General features: G+C 71.9%; 16 protein-coding genes. 5 read left to right on the top strand and 11 right to left on the bottom strand.

Annotation, left to right across the window (positions count from 1 at the left end; translation table 11 throughout):
- Positions 1-62 precede the first annotated feature (62 nt).
- Positions 63-1,160 (top strand): pyridoxal-phosphate-dependent aminotransferase family protein, encoded by a 1,098-nt coding sequence (locus HA039_RS26635; RefSeq protein WP_167033894.1) that lies wholly within the window; start codon positions 63-65, stop codon positions 1,158-1,160.
- A gap of 102 nt (positions 1,161-1,262) precedes the next feature.
- Here the strand turns inward: HA039_RS26635 and HA039_RS26630 are convergent, their stop codons facing one another.
- Positions 1,263-2,330, bottom strand: a complete 1,068-nt coding sequence (locus tag HA039_RS26630) for an alkene reductase (RefSeq protein ID WP_167033893.1) — start codon at positions 2,328-2,330, stop codon at positions 1,263-1,265.
- A 226-nt stretch (positions 2,331-2,556) separates the two neighbouring features.
- Between HA039_RS26630 and HA039_RS26625 the strand changes: the two genes are divergently transcribed.
- Complete coding sequence (locus HA039_RS26625) at positions 2,557-3,000, top strand: MarR family winged helix-turn-helix transcriptional regulator (protein WP_243870262.1); 444 nt, start codon at positions 2,557-2,559, stop codon at positions 2,998-3,000.
- Between the two features lie 114 nt (positions 3,001-3,114).
- Here HA039_RS26625 and HA039_RS26620 read toward each other — a convergent pair whose 3' ends face one another.
- The 5 genes from HA039_RS26620 to HA039_RS26600 form a co-directional block, all read right to left on the bottom strand.
- Positions 3,115-4,170, bottom strand: a complete 1,056-nt coding sequence (locus HA039_RS26620; protein ID WP_167033891.1) for an aminotransferase class V-fold PLP-dependent enzyme — start codon at positions 4,168-4,170, stop codon at positions 3,115-3,117.
- Between the two features lie 93 nt (positions 4,171-4,263).
- Positions 4,264-5,001, bottom strand: a complete 738-nt coding sequence (locus HA039_RS26615; protein WP_167033890.1) for a DsbA family oxidoreductase — start codon at positions 4,999-5,001, stop codon at positions 4,264-4,266.
- Between the two features lie 88 nt (positions 5,002-5,089).
- Complete coding sequence (locus HA039_RS26610; protein WP_167033889.1) at positions 5,090-5,311, bottom strand: DUF397 domain-containing protein; 222 nt, start codon at positions 5,309-5,311, stop codon at positions 5,090-5,092.
- Positions 5,308-5,529, bottom strand: a complete 222-nt coding sequence (locus HA039_RS26605) for a DUF397 domain-containing protein (RefSeq protein ID WP_167033888.1) — start codon at positions 5,527-5,529, stop codon at positions 5,308-5,310. The genes HA039_RS26610 and HA039_RS26605 overlap by 4 nt, the downstream gene beginning before the upstream one ends.
- Positions 5,529-6,359, bottom strand: a complete 831-nt coding sequence (locus tag HA039_RS26600; protein ID WP_167033887.1) for a helix-turn-helix domain-containing protein — start codon at positions 6,357-6,359, stop codon at positions 5,529-5,531. The genes HA039_RS26605 and HA039_RS26600 overlap by 1 nt, the downstream gene beginning before the upstream one ends.
- A 107-nt stretch (positions 6,360-6,466) precedes the next feature.
- On the opposite strand from HA039_RS26600, the gene HA039_RS26595 reads away from it, so the two are divergent.
- Positions 6,467-7,045 (top strand): YdeI/OmpD-associated family protein, encoded by a 579-nt coding sequence (locus HA039_RS26595; protein WP_167033886.1) that lies wholly within the window; start codon positions 6,467-6,469, stop codon positions 7,043-7,045.
- On the opposite strand, the gene HA039_RS26590 is transcribed toward HA039_RS26595, so the two are convergent.
- Complete coding sequence (locus tag HA039_RS26590) at positions 7,036-7,545, bottom strand: GNAT family N-acetyltransferase (protein WP_167033885.1); 510 nt, start codon at positions 7,543-7,545, stop codon at positions 7,036-7,038. The genes HA039_RS26595 and HA039_RS26590 overlap by 10 nt on opposite strands.
- Positions 7,546-7,676: 131 nt before the next feature.
- Positions 7,677-9,212, bottom strand: a complete 1,536-nt coding sequence (locus HA039_RS26585; RefSeq protein WP_243869760.1) for an aldehyde dehydrogenase (NADP(+)) — start codon at positions 9,210-9,212, stop codon at positions 7,677-7,679.
- Positions 9,213-9,366: 154 nt separating this feature from the next.
- On the opposite strand from HA039_RS26585, the gene HA039_RS26580 reads away from it, so the two are divergent.
- Both HA039_RS26580 and HA039_RS26575 read left to right on the top strand, forming a co-directional pair.
- Complete coding sequence (locus HA039_RS26580; RefSeq protein ID WP_167033884.1) at positions 9,367-10,137, top strand: IclR family transcriptional regulator; 771 nt, start codon at positions 9,367-9,369, stop codon at positions 10,135-10,137.
- A gap of 96 nt (positions 10,138-10,233) precedes the next feature.
- Positions 10,234-11,682, top strand: a complete 1,449-nt coding sequence (locus HA039_RS26575) for a penicillin-binding transpeptidase domain-containing protein (RefSeq protein WP_167033883.1) — start codon at positions 10,234-10,236, stop codon at positions 11,680-11,682.
- A 154-nt stretch (positions 11,683-11,836) separates the two neighbouring features.
- Here HA039_RS26575 and HA039_RS26570 read toward each other — a convergent pair whose 3' ends face one another.
- The 3 genes from HA039_RS26570 to HA039_RS26560 all read right to left on the bottom strand — a co-directional run bounded on the left by HA039_RS26570 (position 11,837) and on the right by HA039_RS26560 (position 15,322).
- Entirely contained in the window at positions 11,837-13,429 is a 1,593-nt protein-coding gene (locus HA039_RS26570; RefSeq protein ID WP_167033882.1) for an amidase, read from the bottom strand.
- Positions 13,426-13,728, bottom strand: a complete 303-nt coding sequence (locus HA039_RS26565) for a hypothetical protein (RefSeq protein WP_167033881.1) — start codon at positions 13,726-13,728, stop codon at positions 13,426-13,428. The genes HA039_RS26570 and HA039_RS26565 overlap by 4 nt, the downstream gene beginning before the upstream one ends.
- Positions 13,729-13,897: 169 nt before the next feature.
- Positions 13,898-15,322, bottom strand: a complete 1,425-nt coding sequence (locus HA039_RS26560; RefSeq protein ID WP_167033880.1) for an NCS2 family permease — start codon at positions 15,320-15,322, stop codon at positions 13,898-13,900.
- Positions 15,323-15,471 lie beyond the last annotated feature (149 nt).

Below are 15,471 nucleotides of genomic sequence, written 5' to 3'. Positions count from 1 at the left end.
GCGGTGAGTATCCTCGGTGGGGTCGAACAGAACCTCCGCGTCCCCTGCCGAGAGAGCCCCCCGTGACACATCCGCTGCTGGGCCTCGCCCCGCTGACCGCCGCGCACTTCGCCACCATCGAGCGGCGGGTCGCCGCCCTCCTCGCGACGGACAACGACGTCGTGATCATGCAGGGCGAGGCCCTGCTCCCCCTGGAGGCGTGTATCCGCGGCGGCGCGCGGCCGGATTCGACCGCGCTGAACGTGGTGACGGGACCGTACGGCCAGACCTTCGGGAACTGGCTGCGCGACTGCGGCGCGAAGGTCGTGGACCTGGCGGTGCCCTTCGACACGGCGGTCACCGCGGCGCAGGTCGAGCAGGCGCTCGCCGCCCACCCGGAGACCGACTTCGTGTCGCTGGTGCACGCCGAGGCGGCGACCGGCAACACCAACCCGGTCGCGGAGATCGGCGAGGTCGTCCGGGCGCACGGAGCTCTCCTCATGCTCGACGCGGTCGCGTCGGTGGCGGCGGAACCGCTGCTCCCGGACGCCTGGGGCGTGGACCTGTGCGTGATCGGCGCGCAGAAGGCGATGGGCGGGCCGGCCGGGGTGTCGGTGGTGTCGGTGAGCGAGCGCGCCTGGCAGCGGTTCGCCGCGAATCCGCGCGCGCCGCGGCACTCGTACCTCTCGCTCCTCGACTGGAAGGAGCGCTGGATCGACACCGGCCGGCGCGCGCTCCCCCACGCGCCCGCCCAGTTGGAGATGCTGGCGCTGGAGGCGGCCGTGGAGCGCATCGAGGAGGACGGCCTCGGCGCGGTGACGGCCCGGCACGCGGCGGCGTCGCGGGCGGCGCGCGCGGGTGCGCGGGCGCTGGGCGGCGGGGTCGTGCCGTTCGTGGGCGAGGACGCGGCGGCCGCTCCGGTGGCCACCACGATCCGGGTGCCCGCCGGGGTCGACGCGGCGGAGGTGGTGGCCAAGGCGCTCGCCTCGGACGCGTCGCTTCCGCTGGTCGCGGGGGGTGGCGCGCTCGCGTCGGAGATGGTCCGCGTGAACCACTACGGCCCCGACGCGACCGAGGACGCCGTACGGAAGTCGCTCCTCGCGCTGGGCGCGGCGCTCGCGGAGAGCGGGGTCAAGGTGTGCCTGGAGGCGGCGGCGCGGGCGGTCGAGGAGACCTGGTGAGCGCCGGGGAGTCCTGGTCCTGGTGAGTACGGGAGGGGGCGGGGCCGGTCACGACGACCGCCCCCGCCCCCTCCCGTACCCGAGCCATGTCGGCCCTTGCGGTCAGACCGCCAGCGCCGGGTAGTCCGTGAAGCCCTTCTCCGTACCGCCGAAGAACGTGGACGGGTCGGGGGTGTTGTACGGGCCGCCGGCCTTCAGCCGGGCCGGGAGGTCCGGGTTGGCCAGGAAGAGCTGGCCGAAGGAGACGAGGTCGGCGACGCCGTCCTCGATCAGCTTGAGCTCCTCGGGGCTGGTGGGTCCCTCGGTCTTGGCGTTGAGGACGAGCGTCCCGGAGAAGTGCTTGCGCAGCACGAGCGTCAACTCGCGGCTGTACTCGACCACATGCACGTACGCGAGGCCGAGCGTCTCGAACTGCTGGACCAACGCCGTGTAGGTGTCCTCCAGTCCGGACTCGGCGCCGATGTCGTTCAGCGGGTTTCCGGGCGAGATGCGGATCGCGGTGCGGTCGGCGCCGATCTCGGCGACGACGGCGCGCGCGACCTCGACCGCGAAGCGCGTACGGCCCTCGACGGAACCGCCCCACTCGTCGGTGCGCGCGTTGGTCGTGTCCGCCAGGAACTGGTGGATCAGGTAGCCGTTGGCGCCGTGCAGCTCCACCCCGTCGAAACCGGCGTCGATCGCGTTGCGGGCCGCCGTGACGAAGTCGCCGATCGTCGCGCGTATCTCGTCGGAGGTCAGCTCGTGGGGCGTGACGAAGTCCTTCGGGCCGTCGTGCAGGTAGACCTGCCCCTTCGCGGCGATCGGGGACGGGGCGACCGGGATCAGGCCGTCCGGCAGCAGGTCGGGGTGGCCGATCCGGCCGGCGTGCATGACCTGCGCGAAGATCGTGCCGCCCTTGGCGTGCACGGCGTCGGTGACCTTGCGCCAGCCCGCGATCTGCTCCGCGCTGTGCAGTCCGGGGGTGTCCGGGTAGCCCTGCCCGACGACGGAGGGCTGGATGCCCTCGGTGATCACCAGACCGGCCGAGGCCCGCTGGCCGTAGTACTCGGCGACAGCGTCGGTGGGCGCGTGACTGGGGCCGTACGAACGGCTCCGGGTCATGGGCGCCAGGGCGATGCGGTTGGCGAGCTGCCTACCCGAGAGGTCGATCGGGTCGAACGCGGTGGTCATGAGGACTCCAAGGGCGCGGTGGGCCGACGGCACGGTATGTGGTCGGCCAAGTAAACAACCGCGTGTCACTCTAGCTCATTCCTTGGCCGACCAAGCTAAGCTGGAGGACATGACTTCCGACGACCCCGCGTGTACGGGCGCAGCGCCCGGTTCTGGTGGTGACGGGCCCGCTTCGGGCGGCGTCACGGCCGCGGTGCCCGGCGGTGCGCACGACGCCCCCAGTGGGATGCGCGGCAGCCCGGTCAGCAACGCGCTGTCCCGGATCTCCCGCCTGCACCGCATCGCGGCGGGCAAGCTGCTGCACCGCACCGGGCTCTATCCGGGCCAGGAGTTCCTGATGATGCACCTGTGGAACGAGGGTGCGGTGCGCCAGGCGGAGCTGATCAAGGCGATGGACCTGGATCCGTCGACGGTCACGAAGATGCTCCAGCGTCTGGACCAGGCCGGTTACGTGACCCGGACGTCCGACCCCCTGGACCGGCGGGCGGTCCTGGTCGAGTCGACCCGCGAGAGTTGCGCGCTGGCCTCACAGGTCAAGGACGCGTGGAGCGAGCTGGAGGACCACACGCTGGCCGGCCTGGACGAGGGCGAGCGCGCGGAGCTGGCCAGGCTGCTCTCCAAGGTCGAGGCCAACCTGTGCCGCCAGGCCTCGGAGTGCGAGGGCGCGTAGTTGTTCGCCGGGGGCGGCCCCGCCCCCGGCGACAACCCGCACACGGTCACCGGGCCGCAGCGACAAAATCAAGCCCGTCCGGCGATTGAGGACAAAAGCAGGCCGCCAGGTCGGTCAGGGCGCGAGGGCCTCAAGGGTGTGTGCCACGTCCGCCGACGAGTTGTAGAGGTGGAAGGCGACCCTCAAGTTGCCGCCGCGCTCGGATGCCACCACTCCCGCCTCCCGCAGCGACTCCAGCCGCTTCCCCCACCCCGGTACCGCCACGATCGCGGACCCGGCGGCGCCCACGTCCACCGGGGTGTGGCCCAACCCGGCCACACCGTCCCGGAACTCCGCCGCCAGGGACACCGTGTGCGCGTGAATCGCCTCGATGCCCGTCGACTCCAGCAGGGCCAGCGACCGCGCGGCGGCGTGGTACGCCAGGAAGGACGGCGGCGCGTCCAACCGCCGAGCCGAGGAAGCGAGTTGTTCGACCGGCCCGTACGTGCTGTCCCACGGCGACTCCGCCGCCACCCACCCCGCGTACAGCGGCGGCAGCGACCCCTGCGCCTCCTCCGTCACCGTCAGGAACGACACCCCGCGCGGGCTGAGCAGGAACTTGAACCCCCCGGTCACCGTGTAGTCGAACGCCCCCGCGTCCAGCGGCAGCCACCCCGCCGCCTGACTGGCGTCGGCGAGCGTACGAGCGCCGTGCGCGGACGCCGCGGCGAGGATCGCCGCCGTGTCGGCCGGCCGGCCGTCGACGGACTGCACCACCGAGAAGGCGACCAACGCCGTGCTGGGCCGTACCGACTCCGCGAGGGCGTCGAGCGGCACGTACCGCAACCTGAGGTCGCCCCGGATGGTGAAGGGCGTGATGACGGAGCTGAACTCCCCCTCGGGGAACAGCACTTCGGCCCCGGCCGGCAACGACGCCGCGACGAGCGCGACATGCGCGGCGACCGACCCGCCGAGGGCGACCCGGCCGGGGTCGACCCCGGCGATCCGGGCGAAGGAGGTACGGGCGGACGCGACGGACTCGTACCCGTCGGAGCCGTCGTACGAGCCAGTCGCGCTCTTCGCGGCGAGGTCCCGTACGGCCTCGACGGCGCTACGGGGCAGCAGCCCGGCGGTCGATGTGTTCAGGTACGTCGTCTCGGGCGCGAACTCGGCGCCCCCCAGGGTGGTCATGAACTCACCCTGAGTCAGCCACCACCCCGGGTCAATCACATATCCGTGAAGGGAACACCCCAGAGCTGCTTATGCGTGCCCCCTGACCAGGCCTTATGCGTGTGCGCCCGCGTGCGGCCCGGCGTGCGGGACCTCGCATCCGTCGGGCCCGCAGGCGGCCGCGTCGCCGCCGCTCTGCCCGATCTCGGTGATGACCCGGCCCTGCCACGCCTGCTCCAGCGCCTGCGTGAACACCTCGGCGGGCTGTCCGCCGGAGACCCCGTACCGCCGGTCGAGCACGAAGAACGGCACCCCGGTCGCCCCCAGCTCGGCCGCCTCGCGCTCGTCGGCCCGTACGTCGTCGGCGTAGGCGTCCGCGTCCGCGAGCACCGCCCGCGCCTCCGCCTCGTCGAGGCCGGCCTCGACCGCCAGGGCGACCAGGGTCTCGGGGTCGAAGACGGACCGCTCCTCGGCGAAGTTCGCCCGGTAGGCGAGGTTCAGCAGCTCGTCCTGGCGCCCCCGGGCCTTGGCCAGGTGCAGAAGGCGGTGGATGTCGAAGGTGCTGCCGTGGTCACGCCCCTCGATCCGGTAGCCGAGCCCCTCGGAGCGGGCGTTGGACGCGACCCCCTCCTCCATGGACCTGGCCTCTTCGCGGGTACGCCCGTACTTCTCGGCCAGCATGTCGACCACCAGCGCCGTGTCGCCCTTGGCCCGCCCGGGATCCAGCTCGAACGACCGGTGCACCACCTCGACGTCGTCCCGGTGCGCGAACGCCGCGAGCCCCTTCTCGAAGCGGGCCTTCCCGACGTAACACCACGGGCAGGCGATGTCGCTCCAGATCTCGACGCGCATGACTCAGCTTCTCCTCGGCCTCACGGGCCCCAGCCCAGCGAACACGGAGGCACCCTCCGCCGCCGGATCAACACCCGGGCCCGACCGGTCATTCCCAGCGGCTGCCGAGCCGGACACCCCGGACGAAGGAGGAGAAGGCGTCGGCGCCGATGAGGAGCGCGGGGCGGCGGGGATCCTTGCTGTCGCGCACGGGGACGAGGCCGGTGGCCGCCGCGTACCCGGGTGCCCACTCGACGCAGGAGCCGCCGTCCCCGTTGCTGTACGTGGACTTGATCCACTCCGCGCCCGCCACGTCCGAGTTTCCCTTCATTGCGGGATCACACCCTCGCCAATCGCCCTGACGAACACCGAAAAGGCTACCGGGCAAAGGAGGAGTACCGGCCCGGCAGGATACTTGCTGTCCCGAACCGGGACGACCGCCGAAGTCGCGACACGAGCAGGCGCCCACTCGACGCAGTCGCCTCCGTCCCCATTGCTGTAGCTGGACTTGACCCACCGCGCACTCGTGAGGTCCTGGCTGCTGCTCATCAGGGAAGTTCCTCCATGGCCGATCGGATGCGTGCCGCCGTATCCCGGGGCGACAGGGCGTAGGCCCTCATCAGATCGTAGTCCCGGCGGCGGGTTCTGACCGCTTCCGGTTCCTCCACCAACGTGCCGGAGGTCAGGCCTTCCTCATAGACCACTGACGACTTATCGTCCAGCGTCATGAGCGTCAGTGTGCCGCCGCCCAGCAGGGCATGCTCACCGTGTCCGAAGGGAAGCAGCTGCACGGTGGTGGTGGGCGTGTCCACGAGAGCGCAGAGGCGAGCCAGTTGACTTCGCATCACGGCTGATCCGCCCACCGGGCGCCGTACAACCGCCTCGTCGAGGATCACGGACAGGTCGGGTCCTGGCGTAGCTGCCAGCAGCGCTTGCCGTCCCATCCTGGCAGCCACCTTCTCCTCGATCGCCTCGGAGTTGGCCCTGGGATTCGTGACGCGAAACAACGCCCGGGCGTAATCCTCGGTCTGGACAAGACCAGGAACTAGTTGTCCCGCGTACTGGTCGATGACCCGCGCCCGCGCCTCCAACTCCATGCGCCGCCGGTACTTGTCCGGGTGGATCTCGTACTTCGCCAACCCGTACAGCTTCTCGAACAACCCGTCCGTCCCGAACGCCGCGTCCAAGCGGCCCGGGAGGTCCGGGGGGATCATCGCGTCCGCCGTTTCGTAGCGGGCCAGCGAGCTCTTCGCGTATCTCACGACGGTCGCCAGGCTTTCCAGGCTCATGCCCGCCAGTTCGCGGTGGCGGCGCATCTCCGAGCCGAACAGATGGCGGGCCGAGCGGTCCGGTGTCAGTTCGCGTGGGCGTGGTGCCATGGTGCTGCAACCCCTTGGTGGCGAGGGTCGGTTGGAGATCGGGCGGTATCCGATGTTACGCACCGCGATCGTCCCGTGACGGGAAACGCCTATGTTTGACTACGGGGATGGCTGAGGAACCGGAGAGTGTGTCGTTCGAGAGCGCCGAGGACTTCGAGGCGTGGCTGGTCGGGCATCAGGGGTCCGTCGACGGGATTTGGCTGAGGCTCAGGAAGAAGACGCCGGGGGTCGTCACGTTCGACTACGCGCAGGCGCTCGACGTGGCGCTGTGCCACGGGTGGATCGACGGGCAGAAGCGGAAGGCCGCCGAGGACACGCACTGGTTGCAGCGGTTCACGCCACGGCGGGCCCGTAGCAAGTGGTCGAAGATCAACCGTGACAAGGTCGAGGCGCTGATCGCCTCGGGCCGCATGCGGGAGGCCGGGCTCGCCGAGGTGACGAGGGCCAAGGCCGACGGGCGGTGGGAGGCCGCGTACGAGGGGTCCAGGACCATTTCCGTACCGGACGATCTCGCGGCGGCCCTCGCGGCCGAGCCCGTGGCGGCGGAGTTCTTCGCGACGCTCGACAGCCGTAACCGGTTCTCCATCCTCCACCAGGTCCACGACGCCAAGAAGCCCGAGACCCGGGCCCGGCGCATCGCCAAGTACGTGGCGATGCTGGCCGAGCGGAAGAAGATCTATTCCTGAGGTAGCGGCGCTGGTTTCGCGGTCCGGCCCACCGCCAGGCGCAGGATCAGGTGTGTGCCGTCCCGCGGGGTGTCCGGATCGGGGTACCAGCCGTGCGCCGCGTAGAACGCCTGCGCCCGCTTGTTCGGTTCGAAGACCTCCAGGCGCGCCGTCCCCACCCCGTCCCGCCGCCAGGCCGCCACGCACGCCTCGTGCAGCGCGGCACCGATTCCCCGGCGCCAGTGGGCGGGCGCGACGTGGAGCTGGGTGAGGGTCATGACGCCGTCGACCCGGCGGTAGGCGGCCACGCCCACCGGCCGGCCGTCGTGCTCCGCGCACAGCACGGCCGCGCCCGGCTCGTCGCGGCTCAGCCCGGTGGCCCAGGCGGCGCGGGTACGGGCGCGCTCGGCCGGGCCGTCGAACTCTTCGTCCGGGAGGTGGCCCCGGTAGTACGTGGCACGCGCCTCGGCGTGGACGACGGTGATCGCGTCGAGGTCGGCGGGGGTGGCTGGTCTGATCATGGTGACGTAGACGTGCGAGCGGGCGCCGCGGTTGCGGCCCGGGCAAGAAGGCCCCCGGCGACGCACGCCCCCGGGCCCCGCCCTCGCGGCCCACGGCCTCCCCACCCGGTCGGCGGCGCCGCGTCGGTGCCTTACCTCACCGGCACGTCGTCCACCCGGCGGGGCAGTCCCAGGGGGTTGTCGTCGTGCAGCTCCGGGGGGAGCAGGGCCGGGGGTGTGGACTGGTACGAGACCGGGCGCAGCCAGCGTTCGATCGCCGTCGCGCCCACCGACGTGGACGTGGACGTCGTCGCCGGGTACGGACCGCCGTGCTGCTGCGCCGGGGCCACGGCGACGCCCGTCGGCCAGCCGTTGACCAGGACGCGGCCCGCCAGCGGGACCAGCTCGGCCAGCAACTCGGCCGCCCCCGGCGCGGTGCCCGCGCCCTCCGCGTCGGACAGGTGCAGCGTCGCGGTGAGGTTGCCGGGCAGCCGGGACAGGACCGCGCCGATCTCGTCCGTCGAGGCGTAGCGCGCGACCACGGTCACCGGCCCGAAGCACTCCTCCAGCAGCAGGTCGTGCGGGCCGCCCTCCGCCGTGAGCAGCTCCGCCGGTACGGTCAGGAAGCCCGCGCTGACGGTGTGTTCGCCGCCCGCCCCGGGCGTGATGGGCGCGTCGACGCCGGGCAGCCCGGCCCGTTCCCGTACCCCCGCGACAAAGGCGTCCCGCATCCGGTGGTCGAGCATCACGCCGGGCTCGGTCTCGCTGACGGCGCTGGTGAGGGTCTTGAGCAGGCTGTCCCCCGCCGCGCCCGCCGGCGCGAGGACGAAGCCGGGCTTGGTGCAGAACTGGCCCGCGCCCAAGGTCATCGAACCGGCCAGCCCCGCGCCGATCTCCTCCGCGCGCTCGGCCGCCGCGGCCTCGGTGATCACCACGGGGTTGAGGGAGCCCAGCTCGCCGTAGAAGGGGATCGGCGCGGGCCGGGCCGCCGCCGCGTCGAACAGGGCGCGGCCGCCGCGGATCGAGCCGGTGAACCCGGCCGCCGACACCAGCGGGTGCTTGACCAGCTCGACGCCCGCCTCGAAGCCGTGGACGACGATCAGGACGTCCTCGTCCAGGCCGACCCGGGCGGCCGCCCTGCGCAGCACGGACGCGCACAGCTCGGAGGTGCCGGGGTGGTCGGGGTGCGCCTTGACGACCACCGGGCAGCCCGCGGCCAGCGCGCTCGCGGTGTCGCCGCCGGGGACGGAGAAGGCGAGCGGGAAGTTGCTCGCGGAGTAGACGGCGACCACGCCCAGCGGCACCTTCCAGCGGCGCAGGTCGGGCCACGGCGGGGTGCGGGTGGCGTCGGCGTGGTCGATGCGGATGTCGAGGAAGGCGCCCTCGTCGACCACCCCGGCGAAGGCGCGCAACTGGGCCGTCGTACGGGCGAGTTCGCCCCGCAGCCGGACCGGCCCGAGGGCCGTCTCGGCGTCCGCCGCCTCGATGACGTGCTCGGCCGCCTCGTCGAGGAGGTCGGCGGCGGTACGGAGGAGGGCGGCGCGGACGGTACGGTCGGCGAGCCCCGCCCCGGCGGCCCGTGCCCGGCGCACCGCGGAGTCGACCTCCTCGGCAGTCGCCTCGTCGGCAACCTGCTCGCGTGGGTTCCCCGTTCGGGGGTCGACACTCCAGACTGGTGCTGCTGCCACGGCGGCTTCCTTCCTGGCCTTGCGAACCTCTGCCATCCACCAGGAGTTGTTCGGTATTCTGAACACAGTTCCTGATAGTGAATCCATAGGGACTCTATTTCCGGGCGTTCTGTGTGGTCAAGAGCGGTCCGTAGGTCTAGAAGGGCGAAAGACGATGTCGGCTGCGGAATCCGGTGGGGCACAAGTCAAGTCCGCGGTGAGGACGGTGGAGCTGCTCGAGTACTTCGCCGGCCGGCCCGGCATGCACTCCCTCGCCGCCGTCCAGGAAGCCGTCGGCTACCCCAAATCCAGCCTCTACATGCTGCTGCGCACCCTGGTCGAGCTGGGCTGGGTGGAGACGGACGCGACGGGAACGCGGTACGGGATCGGCGTACGGGCGCTGCTGGTCGGCACGTCGTACATCGACGGTGACGAGGTCGTCGCCGCGGCCCGCCCCACGCTGGACCGGCTCTCCGACGACACCACGGAGACCATCCACCTGGCGCGCCTGGACGGCACGAACGTGGTGTATCTCGCCACCCGCCAGTCCCAGCACTACCTGCGCCCCTTCACCCGCGTCGGCCGCCGGCTCCCGGCGCACTCGACCTCGCTGGGCAAGGCGCTGCTGGCCACCCACAGCGACGAGCAGGTCCGCAAGATGCTGCCCGAGACGCTGCCGTCGCTGACCGAGCACACGATCACCGACCGCGAGAAGCTCATCGAGGACCTGCACCTCATCCGGGAGCAGGGCTACTCGGTGGACCGCGAGGAGAACACGCTCGGGCTGCGCTGCTTCGGCATCGCGATCCCGTACCGCACCCCGGCGCGTGACGCGATCAGCTGCTCGGTACCGGTGGCCCGGCTGACCCCGGGGCACGAGCAGATGATCAAGGACGCGCTGTTCGACGCCCGCGACCGGCTCACGCTCGCCACCCGCCGCCTGTGACGGGCCTGCTCCGACAGCTCGGGCCGACATGAAGAGTTCCTGAGAACGGCGGCCGGGCGGAACGCCGGCCGCCGCTCCGCTCGTCTCCCGTTCGGGATGAACAAGACGATCAGACGTGCCTCGGTGTTCTGCCTGCTGATGGTCCTCGCGCTCCTCGTGCGGGTGACCTGGCTCCAGGCCTACGACGCCCGTGCCCTCGCGGACAGCAAGTACAACCAGCGGAAGGCCATCGCGCAGTACGCGCAGCCGCTGGGCGACATCGTCGTGGCCGGTACGCCGGTCACCGGGTCCAGACGGACGTCCGGCGGCGACCTCGCCTACGAGCGGACGTACACCGACGGCAAGCTCTACGCGGCCGTCACCGGGTTCAGCTCGCAGGTGTACGGCTCCACGCAGCTGGAGGGCATCTACAGCGACGTCCTCGACGGCAAGGACCCCCGGCTCGGCAACCCGCTCGACGCGCTCACCGGAGTACGGACCAAGCCCGGCGACGTGCTGACCACGATCGACCCGGACGTGCAGAAGGCCGCGTACGACGCCCTCGGCGGCAAGAAGGGCGCCGCGATCGCGCTCGATCCGAAGACCGGGCGCGTCCTGGCGGTCGTCTCGACCCCGTCGTACGACCCCTCGACGATCAGCGGGACGACGGACGGCACGGCCTGGAGCCGGTTGGGCGCGGACAAGGACATGCCGATGCTGAACCGCGCGCTGCGCCAGCCGCTGCCGCCCGGGTCGACGTTCAAGCTGGTCGTGGCGTCGGCGGCGCTGGAGGACGGCCTGTACCCGTCGGTGGACGTGCCGACGGACAGCCCGGACCCGTACACCCTGCCCGGCACGACCACCGTGCTGCGCAACGAGAGCGCGGCCGACCCGTGCGAGAACGCCACGATCAGGAACGCGCTGCGCTACTCCTGCAACACGGTCTTCGCGAAGATGGCCGACGACCTGGGGCAGGACAAGGTCGCGGCGATGGCGAAGAAGTACGGCTTCGACAACGCCACGCAGGACATGCCCGTACGGGCGGCGGAGAGCGTCTACCCGAGCGGCATGGACCGGGCGCAGACGGGCCTGTCGGGCATCGGCCAGTTCGATGTGACGGCGACCCCGCTCCAGATGGCGATGGTGTCGTCGGCGCTCGCGAACGACGGGCTGCTCGCGGCCCCGCACCTGGTGTCGAAGGTCGTGGACGGCAACGGGGACACCCTCCAGTCGTACAAGGACGGGGACACGACCCGGATCGTGTCCTCCTCGACGGCGGAGCAGTTGCGCAGCGCGATGCGGACGGTCGTGGAGTCGGGCACGGGCACCAACGCGCGGGTGCCGGGCGCGGAGGTGGGCGGCAAGACCGGTACGGCGCAGCACGGCGTCGACAACAGCCAGACGCCGTACGCGTGGTTCACCTCGTACGCGAAGGACGCCTCGACCGGGCACGAGGTGGCGGTCGCGGTGGTCGTGGAGGACTCGGACGCGGCGCGCGCGGAGGTCAGCGGCAACGGGCTGGCGGCGCCGGTGGCGCAGAGGATGATGGCGGCGGCACTGAAGTAGCGGCCTGTCAGAGCCGGCCGTTCAAGCCCGTCCGGCGATGGAGGACACCTCCGGCCGGAGGCCGGGCCGCCGCGACGGCCCGCAGCCGCTCGCCGACGCGGACACCGCTCCCGCGGGCCCGCACCCGACGGACCCGCGGAAGCGGCACCCCGCCCTACGCGCTCTGCGCCGCCGCCTCCTCCGCGCTCAGCCGCGGGCGCGGCGCGGCGGCGAGCCGCCTGCCCGCGGCCGGCGGTGCCGGGTCGGCCGGGCGGCGGGTGTGCCAGTCGGTGACCGCCTGGTAGGCCGCCACGACCTCCAGCAGCCGGTCCTCCTCGTACGGCTGCCCGCCGAGGATCACGCCGGAGGGGATGCCCGCGACGAACCCGGCCGGGAACGCGATCTCGGGCAGGCCGAGGATGTCGAAGGGCACCGGCCCCGTCTGGAGCAGCACGTCGCAGCGGGCCATGACCCCGTCGAGAACCTCGCGCAGCAGGTGGTTCTTGGCCCTCTGGGCGGTGATCCACTCGTCACCGGAGAGCATCAGCCCCTGGAGCCAACTGAGCAGCGACACACCGAACTTGGCGGGGTCCTCCCGGAGCCAGTGCCGGAACGGCTCGGTGCGCTCCGACAGCCGGGCGTCGTTGAACGTGCCGGTGAGCAGTCCCCAGTCGGCGGGGTACGTGACGTCGACCAGCGTCACCCCCGGAAGGGCGTCGAGCGTGGTGAGGAACGCCCGGCGCACGTCGGCGGCGCCGCTCAGGAAGTCGGCGGGCACCCCGATCCGGGTCGCGCGGCGCAGTTTCACCTTCCCCCGGGACAGGACCGGGGTGGCGGCCCGTACGAGATCCGGCAGGCGCGGCAGCCCGAGGGTGCGCGGGTCGGACGGGTCCGGGCCGGCCATCACCGCGAGCATGAGCGCGGCGTCCATGGCGTCGCGCGCGAGCGGTCCGGGGTGGTCCCGGGTGTACGAGAGGGGGATGACGCCGTGCGCGGAGACGCGGCCCATCGTGGGCTTGAGGCCGGTGAGGTTCTGCCGGTTGGAGGGCAGGACGATGGAACCGCCGGTCTGGGTGCCGATGGACGAGGACGCCATCCGTCCGGCCACGGAGCAGGCGGGCCCGGTGGACGAACCGCCTGGGTCCGTCGCGGGGTTGTCGGGGGTCCAGGCGTTGACGGTGGTGACGGTCCCGTCGGGCGTGGTCGCCCGGGTGGTGGCGAGCGGGCCCATCTGTCCCTTGCCCAGGACGATTCCGCCGGCGGCGGTGAGCCGGGCGACGGCGGTCGCGTCGTGGTCGGGGACGAAGTCCTCGAAGATAGTCGAGTTGCAGCGGGTCGGCACCCCGCGGGTGAAGTAGTTGTCCTTGATACAGAGCGGGATGCCGCTCAACACCCCGCGTCCGCCCTCCCGGTCGGCCTTGCGGGCGGCGGTGAGCGCGGTCGCGCCGGTGACCACGGCGTACGCCTGGTACGTGGAGTCGAAGGCCTCGATCCGGTCGAGGTACGCCTCGACGAGCGTCGCGGACGTCAGTTTGCGCCGCCGCATCAGGACGGCGGCCTCGGCGAGCGTCGCCTCGGTGGGGTCGCGGCGGGCCGCGTCCCGTACGGGGAGGTCGGGGACGTACGGCGCGGGGCCCGCGGTGGCGCGGCCGGCCGTGGTGGCGGGGCTCGCGGCAGCGGGCGCGGCCAGGGCCGTACCGCCTACGACCGCACCGGCCGCGGCGGCCGAACCGGCGAGGAAGACACGGCGGTTGAGGGTGCGGCTCATCGTCCGTCCGCCTCTCCGGTCCAGGCTTCCGTGATCGACGGGTAGAGCAGCGGCGGCGCGGCCTGCTGGGCGTACTCCGGTGCGGGGGTGCCGGTCACGGGCGGCGCCCAGCCGGCGATCGCGGCCGGGGTCGAGGCGACGAACGACCGAAGCGAGGCGAGGACCTGGGAACGCGTGGGGACACCGGTCGCGGGATCGGGCTGTTCGGGCAGCAGGGTGAGGTCGAAGCCGGCCAGGGCGAGCCTCGTCCTGACGTAGGCGTCCAACTGCTCCTGGGTGGGCGGCGGTAGCTGGCTCAAGGGGAACCTCCGGGGTCACCGGGCCGTGCGAGGAAGTGCGGGGGGTGCAGTGCGCGACTCCATCACCCGTCGATGACTGCCTCGTTGAGCACACGCTTCACGTGCGTTACGGAGAACGCTCCTGACCCGCCGGGCCGTTGCCGGCCGCCGCCTCACCCAGGCGTGCCGCTCAGCCGATCCACCGCTCGATCGGGTCGATCGCGAAGTAGACGACGAACAGGGCCGTGGTGGCCCAGAGCAGCCAGTGCACCTCACGCGCCTTGCCCAGCACGGTCTTGATGACGACGTACGCGACGAAGCCGGCGCCGATGCCGTTGGTGATGGAGTACGTGAACGGCATGACGGCGATCGTCAGGAAGGCCGGGACGGCGATCTCGTACTTCTCCCAGTCGATGTGGCGCACCTGCGACATCAGCAGGAAGCCCACCACGATGAGCGCGGGCGCCGCCGCCTGCGCCGGGACGACCAGGGCGAGCGGCGCGAGGAAGAGGGAGAGGCCGAACAGGGAGCCGGTGACGACGGAGGCGAAGCCGGTACGGGCGCCTTCGCCGACGCCCGCCGCCGATTCGATGTACGCGGTGTTGGACGAGGCGGAGGCCGCGCCGCCCGCCACCGCCGCCACTCCGTCGATGAGCAGGACGCGGCCGAGGTTCGGGACCTTGCCGTTCTCGTCGAGGAGGCCGGCCTCGTTGGAGACGCCGACGACGGTGCCCATCGTGTCGAAGAAGTCGCTCAGGATGAGGGTGAAGACCAGCAGGACGAGGGTGACCACGCCGATCTGCTGGAAGGCGCCGAAGAGGCTGAAGTGGCCGATGAGCCCGAAGTCCGGGGCGGCGACGAGGTCGTCGGGGACGGACGGCACGGTCAGCCCCCACGCGGCGGGCTTGATGTCGGCGATCTGGTTGATGACCACGGCGAAGAGGGTCGTCACGACGATGCCGAGGAGGATCGCGCCCTTCACCTTGCGGGCCACGAGCGCGAGGGTGAGGAGGACGCCGAGGCAGAAGACGAGGACCGGCCAGCCCGCGAGGTGCCCGCTCGCGCCGAGCTGGACCGGGACGGAGCCGGTGTCGCCGGGGATGCGGGTGACGAAGCCCGCGTCGATGAAGCCGATGAAGGCGATGAACAGCCCGATGCCGACGCTGATGGCCTGCTTGAGCGACTGCGGGATGGCGTTCATGATGGCCTCGCGCAGGCCGGTGACGACGAGGACGCAGATCACCAGGCCCTCCAGCACCACGAGCCCCATGGCGTCGGGCCAACTCATGAGCGGGGCGAGCTGGAACGCGACCACGGCGTTCAGGCCGAGCCCGGCCGCGATGGCGAGCGGCAGGTTGCCGCCGAGCCCCATGATCGCGGTCATGACGGCGGCGACCAGCGCGGTGGCGGTGACCAGCTGGGGCCCGGAAAGGTGGGCGCCGAACTTGTCCTGGGCGCTGCCGAGGATGATCGGGTTGAGGACGAGTATGTAGGCCATCGTGAAGAACGTGGCGAATCCGCCCCGTATCTCCCGGGCGAAGGTCGAACCCCGCTCGCTGATCTTGAAGTACCGGTCCACGGCACTTCCGTTCTCGTTGGTCGCCTCGCCTGACATGGGGCTCCTCGCCGTTCTGGGGGTCGCGGGGGGGTAGGGGGATTGTGCACGTGTCAGGCACAACTCAGGTTTTCGGGGTGTTACGGGTTTTCCGGTACGACATCTTTCCGAGGCCGTTCCGATGCCGTGCCGCCGTCTGAGGCCCTGGT

This window comes from Streptomyces liangshanensis, assembly GCF_011694815.1.
Classification (GTDB): domain Bacteria; phylum Actinomycetota; class Actinomycetes; order Streptomycetales; family Streptomycetaceae; genus Streptomyces; species Streptomyces liangshanensis.
This window is presented reverse-complemented; position numbering and strand designations above follow the sequence as displayed.

Coding starts and splice junctions, on each gene's coding strand:
- HA039_RS26630 (WP_167033893.1), bottom strand. CDS start 2,330: ATGACCACCGCGTTCGACCCGATCGACCTCTCGGGTAGGCAGCTCGCC.
- HA039_RS26625 (WP_243870262.1), top strand. CDS start 2,557: ATGCGCGGCAGCCCGGTCAGCAACGCGCTGTCCCGGATCTCCCGCCTG.
- HA039_RS26620 (WP_167033891.1), bottom strand. CDS start 4,170: ATGACCACCCTGGGGGGCGCCGAGTTCGCGCCCGAGACGACGTACCTG.
- HA039_RS26615 (WP_167033890.1), bottom strand. CDS start 5,001: ATGCGCGTCGAGATCTGGAGCGACATCGCCTGCCCGTGGTGTTACGTC.
- HA039_RS26610 (WP_167033889.1), bottom strand. CDS start 5,311: ATGAAGGGAAACTCGGACGTGGCGGGCGCGGAGTGGATCAAGTCCACG.
- HA039_RS26605 (WP_167033888.1), bottom strand. CDS start 5,529: ATGAGCAGCAGCCAGGACCTCACGAGTGCGCGGTGGGTCAAGTCCAGC.
- HA039_RS26600 (WP_167033887.1), bottom strand. CDS start 6,359: ATGGCACCACGCCCACGCGAACTGACACCGGACCGCTCGGCCCGCCAT.
- HA039_RS26595 (WP_167033886.1), top strand. CDS start 6,467: ATGGCTGAGGAACCGGAGAGTGTGTCGTTCGAGAGCGCCGAGGACTTC.
- HA039_RS26590 (WP_167033885.1), bottom strand. CDS start 7,545: ATGATCAGACCAGCCACCCCCGCCGACCTCGACGCGATCACCGTCGTC.
- HA039_RS26580 (WP_167033884.1), top strand. CDS start 9,367: ATGTCGGCTGCGGAATCCGGTGGGGCACAAGTCAAGTCCGCGGTGAGG.
- HA039_RS26575 (WP_167033883.1), top strand. CDS start 10,234: ATGAACAAGACGATCAGACGTGCCTCGGTGTTCTGCCTGCTGATGGTC.
- HA039_RS26570 (WP_167033882.1), bottom strand. CDS start 13,429: ATGAGCCGCACCCTCAACCGCCGTGTCTTCCTCGCCGGTTCGGCCGCC.
- HA039_RS26560 (WP_167033880.1), bottom strand. CDS start 15,322: ATGTCAGGCGAGGCGACCAACGAGAACGGAAGTGCCGTGGACCGGTAC.